This window comes from Kitasatospora sp. NPDC057738, from assembly GCF_042798815.1.
GTDB lineage: Bacteria > Actinomycetota > Actinomycetes > Streptomycetales > Streptomycetaceae > Kitasatospora > Kitasatospora lactacystinica.
This window is the reverse complement of record NZ_JBHVJT010000053.1, coordinates 31,676-37,485: the sequence shown is the minus strand read 5'-3', so window position 1 is coordinate 37,485 and position 5,810 is coordinate 31,676. Positions and strand designations below refer to the sequence as shown.

At 70.3% G+C, this 5,810-nt stretch carries 9 protein-coding genes; 4 read left to right on the top strand and 5 right to left on the bottom strand.

All coding sequences use genetic code 11. The features are described from left to right. Window positions 1-112: 112 nt before the first annotated feature. From ACFVGO_RS26470 to ACFVGO_RS26460, 3 genes are read right to left on the bottom strand one after another with little or no spacing between them, the layout of a single operon-like run. Window positions 113-493 carry an immunity 49 family protein gene (locus ACFVGO_RS26470; protein ID WP_380634446.1) on the bottom strand — a complete coding sequence of 127 codons (381 nt, stop codon included), beginning with the start codon at window positions 491-493 and terminating at the stop codon, window positions 113-115. Further along, window positions 490-675 carry a DUF397 domain-containing protein gene (locus ACFVGO_RS26465; RefSeq protein WP_380634421.1) on the bottom strand — a complete coding sequence of 62 codons (186 nt, stop codon included), beginning with the start codon at window positions 673-675 and terminating at the stop codon, window positions 490-492. The genes ACFVGO_RS26470 and ACFVGO_RS26465 overlap by 4 nt, the downstream gene beginning before the upstream one ends. A gap of 7 nt (window positions 676-682) precedes the next feature. Then, window positions 683-1,528 (bottom strand): helix-turn-helix domain-containing protein, encoded by an 846-nt coding sequence (locus tag ACFVGO_RS26460; RefSeq protein ID WP_380634419.1) that lies wholly within the window; start codon window positions 1,526-1,528, stop codon window positions 683-685. Between the two features lie 226 nt (window positions 1,529-1,754). Here ACFVGO_RS26460 and ACFVGO_RS26455 point away from each other — a divergent pair, with 226 nt between their 5' ends. Together ACFVGO_RS26455 and ACFVGO_RS26450 are read left to right on the top strand one after the other, a co-directional pair. After that, window positions 1,755-2,123, top strand: coding sequence for an ATP-binding protein (locus tag ACFVGO_RS26455; RefSeq protein WP_380634417.1), 369 nt, complete (start codon window positions 1,755-1,757; stop codon window positions 2,121-2,123). Beyond that, window positions 2,120-2,374, top strand: a complete 255-nt coding sequence (locus ACFVGO_RS26450) for a hypothetical protein (protein WP_380359172.1) — start codon at window positions 2,120-2,122, stop codon at window positions 2,372-2,374. The genes ACFVGO_RS26455 and ACFVGO_RS26450 overlap by 4 nt, the downstream gene beginning before the upstream one ends. Here ACFVGO_RS26450 and ACFVGO_RS26445 read toward each other — a convergent pair. Together ACFVGO_RS26445 and ACFVGO_RS26440 are read right to left on the bottom strand one after the other, a co-directional pair. Further along, complete coding sequence (locus ACFVGO_RS26445; RefSeq protein ID WP_380634415.1) at window positions 2,364-3,503, bottom strand: tryptophan dimethylallyltransferase family protein; 1,140 nt, start codon at window positions 3,501-3,503, stop codon at window positions 2,364-2,366. The two genes, ACFVGO_RS26450 and ACFVGO_RS26445, sit on opposite strands and share 11 nt — an antisense overlap. Beyond that, on the bottom strand, window positions 3,500-3,712 hold the full coding sequence (locus ACFVGO_RS26440; protein WP_380634414.1) for a hypothetical protein: 213 nt from the start codon (window positions 3,710-3,712) through the stop codon (window positions 3,500-3,502). Before ACFVGO_RS26440 ends, ACFVGO_RS26445 begins: the two co-directional genes overlap by 4 nt. A 151-nt stretch (window positions 3,713-3,863) precedes the next feature. On the opposite strand from ACFVGO_RS26440, the gene ACFVGO_RS26435 reads away from it, so the two are divergent. Together ACFVGO_RS26435 and ACFVGO_RS26430 are read left to right on the top strand one after the other, a co-directional pair. Continuing rightward, complete coding sequence (locus ACFVGO_RS26435) at window positions 3,864-4,685, top strand: class II aldolase/adducin family protein (RefSeq protein ID WP_359915423.1); 822 nt, start codon at window positions 3,864-3,866, stop codon at window positions 4,683-4,685. 40 nt (window positions 4,686-4,725) lie between these two features. Beyond that, on the top strand, window positions 4,726-5,760 hold the full coding sequence (locus ACFVGO_RS26430) for a 2-dehydropantoate 2-reductase (protein WP_380359184.1): 1,035 nt from the start codon (window positions 4,726-4,728) through the stop codon (window positions 5,758-5,760). The last annotated feature ends 50 nt before the right edge of the window (window positions 5,761-5,810 follow it).

Below are 5,810 nucleotides of genomic sequence, written 5' to 3'. Positions count from 1 at the left end.
GCCAGGCCCGGGTTGCACGGACTCTTCCTACTGAAAGTAGGACGTGCTCTGGTAGCACCGCTGACGCCTGACGAGAGATCATCTCTCTCGCGATGCCGAGAATATTAGCAGCTCAGCGCCCGTGCGACGAATCGCGGTCCCGGAGCAGCCGGGCCGGGAGACAGGGCGACTCGATGCGGACGGCCCAGCCGCGGTGGCGGCGGGCGTGGCAGGCGAGGGCGAGGACGTCGAGGCTGAGCGGAGCCGTCAGCTCGGTGGCGCGGTCGGCGACGCGGTGGTGGTCTCGGTGAGCCGTCAGAGCCTCCAGGAGGGCGAGGTCGAAGCCGTCCTCGTCGCCGTCGACCACCTGGGAGAGCAGGGCGACGGGCGCCGGGAAGAAGCGGAGAAGTCGCCGAGGGGAGGGGTTGCTACATGGTGGCGCTCTATCCGCATAGGGACGATTGAAGCACCGGCCGGGGACAGGAGTCCCCGGTCGGTGCGGCGGGGAAGTCAGGCGTCGAACTCGCCGGCGCGGATGGCGGACACAAGGTCACGCCACTCACTGACATCGAGTTGGGCGACGGCGTCGGGCCGGAGGCTGGTGCGGACGTAGACGGCATCGGGGCCTATGGCTACCTCAGGGCAATTGTTGCCATCGCCGCAGGCGCTGGGCCTTCGCCAAGCGAGTTCTTCCATGGAGGCCTCACAGGCTATTCATGATGCTGGAGATCGCGTCACGGGAGGCCGATGGATCGAGTGCGCGATCACGCATCGCCCCGAGGATGCTCCGGTAGTTCTCCAGCTGATTCATCTCGGTCAGGAACGCTGGCGATCCTACGGAGTCCAACTGCACCGTATCGAGGCGGGGCACGGGCCCGCCGGCGTACAGCACGGCCTGGCCTGCCCCCTTGAAACCGCCGGCCTTGAACTCCAGCACGCGCAGCGTCACGTGGGGAGCTTCTGAGAGCGACAACAAGTGCTTCAGCTGTTCCCGGGCGACAGTTGCCCCTCCGAACTCCATGCGAAGCGCGGCCTCGTGCACGATCGCTTCGTAGTCGAGTGGATCGCTTCGCGTCAGGAGCTCAGCTCGTCGCATCCGGTTCTCGACCCGTGCTTCGATGTTCAGCGGTCGTAGAGGCGGATAGACCTCTCGAAAGATGGCCCGAGCTGTCTCCTCGGTCTGCATGAGCCCGGGAGCATGGCAGATCTGGTACGTCGCCAGCGTGCCGGCATAGTGCTCGACCTCGGAAATCTCAAGAATTCCGGCAGGGACGAGGCCTCTGTGCTCCTCCCACCACCCCTTCGTCCGGTCGGCGGCCATCTCGGCAACGGCGTCGATGTACGCGGAGTCGGCCTCCTCGTACTCGGTGGCGAGCGCAAGGACCCGCTCGGCGCTGATCGGATAGGAGCCCTGCTCGATCAGCGTGACCTTGCTGCGGTCCAGCCCAAGAACGGCGGCAGCGTCTCCGGCCGTGCGTCCGGCGGTCTCTCGCATCTTTCGCAGCTCGATGCCGACGCGCTTCCGGCGTGCGGTTGGGGTAGGTGGCATCTCCCCAGCATCCACCGCGTGTGCGTGACGAGTCCAGCGAACAGATAGGCACATCTTCTAGAGGCTGCTAGCAAATTTGCTATCGCATGCCCTACAGTCTGTGATGCACCGATCACCGAACGGATCGTCAGTAACGCTGCTCGGGCACCGAAGAACACCCATGTCCAGTGGGTTCGTTCACGGCGACGCATCCGCCGGTCTCACCCTTCCCCCTCCGGGAGACGCTGTGCGTAACCTCAACTCCCCCTCCCTCACCCTCTCCCGCGACGCCCTCCGCGACGGGATGACCAGCGCCGGCTGGCCGCCCTCCCTCATCGCGGACGCCGAACTCGCGATGGTCGAACTGATCGTCAACGCCTGGCGTCGCGGTGAGACGACCTCCCCGGTCATCCTGATCCATCACCGCGCCAACACCCTGCGCGTCGCGGTCTCCGACCGCAGCCCCCTCCTCCCGGAGCAGGGCCCCCTCGCCCTCCTCTCCGAGACCGGCCGGGGCCTCCAGCTGGTCGCGGGCCTCACCCACCGCTGGGGCGTCGACCCCCAACACCTCGGCAAGACCGTCTGGTTCGAGCTGCAGCAGGACGGTGTCGCGTGAGCGCCCACCACCCCATCCACCCCGCCGACCCGGCCCTGCTGCACCTCACCTCGCGCCAGGTCGCCCAGCTCATCGTCGAACTCCGGACCGAGGGCCGCGAATTCGGCTTGCTCTGGCCCTCCGCCAGCCCCGGCGACATCAACCTCCACGGCCGGCGTCTGGTCGACATCGGCAACGTCCCGGCCAGCACTCTGGTCAACCTCCTCGCGCTCATCCGCGAGTTCAGGCGCAACCGCGACCTCAGGCCGTAGGAGCCGTAGGAACAGTCCCGTACGTGTTGAAGCGCAGGTACAGCCCGATGTGCGCCGGAGTCCCCGGTGCGATGGTGCGGTAGCTGCACAGCTCCTGCACCCCGCTCTCGCCCCCGGGCAGCCCGGCCGTCAGCTGCCGCAGCACCTCGGCGTGCGGGCGCGGATCGACGCCCTCGATCCGCATCAGCTCCGCGATCCGCCCGGCGGCCTCGGCGTCGCTGCGGGTGTTGCCCGGTAGCCGCAGGTAGACGTTGGCCTCCTCGGGCCCCGTCGCACCCTCCCGGAACGCCAGGCAGGTCATGGGCTCGTTGTCCACCGTGCCGCCGTCCCGCCCGTAGATCACGGCACGGGCTCGGGCCGCCCTCGCCGAATCGTGGCGGTGCGACAGTGCGGCAACGGTGTCCAACTCGTCCATCGGCATCGGGAGGTGGCGGAAGTAGACCTTCACCCGGGAGGCGCTTCCGCCGTCCAGGTCGAGGGCGAAGAACTCCACCTCGTGCCCGCGCCGGGCGAGTTCCCCGCACCGCCGTCCCACCGGCTCCCAGGCCTCGGCCAGCCCCAGCCGGCGCATGGCCTCGGCCATGACCTCGTGGGTGCGGTCCGGGCCGTGCGCCTGCGGGTTGAGGTAGACCTTGTAGTGCGGCCGCTCGCCGGGCTGCCAGGCCAGGGAGTGCCAGACGGTGGGCCGGTTGAGGCCGGGACGGGCCGTGACGAACAGGTCCTCGACGTCGAGGTACCGCTCGATGCTCACCCCCGGCCGTTCGGCGAGCCGAAGCGTCAACTCCCGTCCGGCTTCCTGGCATCCGAGCGGAGTGCGGTCGAAGCTCAGCGACTCGAACAGGATGCGTACTTCCGGCCTCCCCGCCTTCCAGCTGACGGAAAGCTCGGCGGGGAAGCCGTCGGTCGAGACGAACGACGGCGGATTGCACCGGGTCCCGATGGGCCGCGCGCCCCACGGGCTGAGCACGTCCCGCAGGTCCTGCAGGACGCGGGCCGTCTCCGACCCGCTGATCCCCAGGCCCCGGCAGACGGCGGTCCACTTCTCCTCCAGGAACTGCCCGAAGGTCTTGTCCGGGTCCCGGAAGGGGGCGAGGGCGGATGTGGTGTCGCGAAGCAGCGGGATGGTCACTGGCCCGACTGGTTGGGTTCGTTCATCTGCCCGATGACCGACTGGTTGGGCTCGTTGAGCTGCCCGACGACCGACTGGTTCGGTTCGTTGAGCTGCTTGGCGACAGTGCTGGGCGCGGGTGCTGCTGCCAGGGTCGCCGTGGTGCCGACGAGCAGTGCCGCACCTGCGGCGATTCCAACTGCCCAGGTGGCCGATACCCTGCGCATCATTGCCCCTCCCCCTGATCGATGATCAGATTGATCATAGCCACAGGGCCGGTACCAAAGGTATGTATCTTTCGAACGCATCTTTGATTTGCCCCCGCCCAGCCGGCCCTCAGCCCCAGCCCCTCGCCCCACCGCAGCAGCCCCGGGAGTCGCCATGTCCGCACCGCAGCAGCCCGAAGACCCGTACGCGGCGACCGGTGTCGTGGGACCGGCCCCGGAGGGGGTGACCCTGCCGCTGCCGCCGGTGTTCGACTCGGTGGAGGAGGAGCGCCAGTACCGGAAGGAACAACTGGCGGCCGGATTCCGCCTGTTCGGCCGGTTCGGCTTCTCGGAGGGCGTCGCAGGGCACATCACCGTCCGCGACCCGGAGAACCCGGGCTGGTTCTGGGTGAACCCGTTCGGCATGAGCTTCAACCAGATCAAGGCCTCCGACCTGATCCTGGTCGACCACGAGGGCACCCTGCTGCACGGCAGGCGGCCGGTGAACCGGGCCGCCTTCGCGATCCACTCCCAGGTGCACGCCGCCCGCCCGGACGCGGTCGCGGCCGCGCACTCGCACTCCCTCTACGGCAAGGCCTTCTCCAGCCTCGGCATCCCGCTCGACCCGATCACCCAGGACGCCTGCGTCTTCTTCGAGGACCACGGGCTGTACAGCGACTACCGGGGCGTCGTGACCGAGACCGAGGAGGGCAAGCGGGTGGCCGCCGCCCTGGGCGGGCACAAGGCCGTGATCCTGCAGAACCACGGCCTGCTGACGGTCGGCCAGTCGGTGGCCGAGGCGGTCTGGTGGTTCATCACCATGGAGCGCTCCTGCCAGGCGCAGCTGCTGGCGATGGCGGCCGGCACCCCGAAGCCGATCGACCGGGAGACCGCGCTGATCGCCCGGAACCAGATCGGGACCTCGCTGGCCGGCTGGTTCCAGGCCCGCCCGCTGTGGGACCAGATCACCCTCTCGGACCCCGACCTCTTCGACTGACGATCCCCGCCGCCGTCCGCCTTCCCCCTGGAGCAGCCCCGTGCCCACCACCCCCGCCCAGCGCAGGCTCCGGATCGCCGTGTTCGGCGCCGGTTCCATCGGCTGCCACCTCGGCGGCATGCTCGCCCCGACCGCCGACGTCACCCTGATCGGCCGGCCGGCGGCGATGGCGGCGATCGACGCGGACGGGCTGACCCTCACCGGCCCGGGCGAGGCCCGGCGCGAGGTGCGGGACCTGACCGCCGCCGCCGACCCGGAGGCCGCGGCCGGCGCCGACTACGTGCTGGTCACGGTGAAGTCCGCCGACACCGCGACCGCCGCCCGGGAACTCGCCCCGCACCTCGGTCCGAACACGGTGGTGGTGAGCTTCCAGAACGGTCTGCGCAACGTGGACGTGCTCGCGGCCGCGCTGCCGTCCCACCGGGTGCTGGCCGGGATGGTCCCGTACAACGTGGTGCGGACCGGGACCGCGGCGTTCCACCAGGGCAGCGGCGGCTCGCTGATGCTGGCCGCCGAGGAGGGGGCGGACGCCCTCGCCGACGCCGCCCGGGCGGGCGGTCTGCTGCTGGAGCTGCGGCCGGACATGCCGGCCGTCCAGGCGGCGAAGCTGCTGATGAACCTCAACAACGCGGTCAACGCGCTCTCCGGGCTTCCGCTGCGCGAGCAGGTCGGGCAGCTGGCGTACCGGCAGTGCGTGGCACGCTGCCAGCTGGAGGCGCTGGCGGTGTTCCGGGCCGCCGGGATGGCGCCCGCCCAGCTCGGCCCGGTGCCGCCGGAGGTGATGCCGCAGGTGCTCGAACTGCCGGACGCGCAGTTCCAGGAGCTGGCCGGGGCCAGCCTGCAGATCGACGCGACGGCCCGCTCCTCGATGTGGGAGGACCTCCAGCGGGGCCGCCCCACCGAGATCGACTCGCTGCAGGGCGAGATCGTCGCCCTCGCCGAACGCCACGGCCTCACGGCGCCCGCCAACGCCCGCCTGATCACCCTCGTCCACGAGGCCGAGTCGGCCGCCCCCGGCACCGCCCCCGGCTGGACCGGCCCCGCCCTCCTCGCCGAACTCACCCCGGCCCACTGACGGAGCGCTCCCGGCCGCCTTCGCTGGGGGGGCGGCCCGGCGAAGCCCCC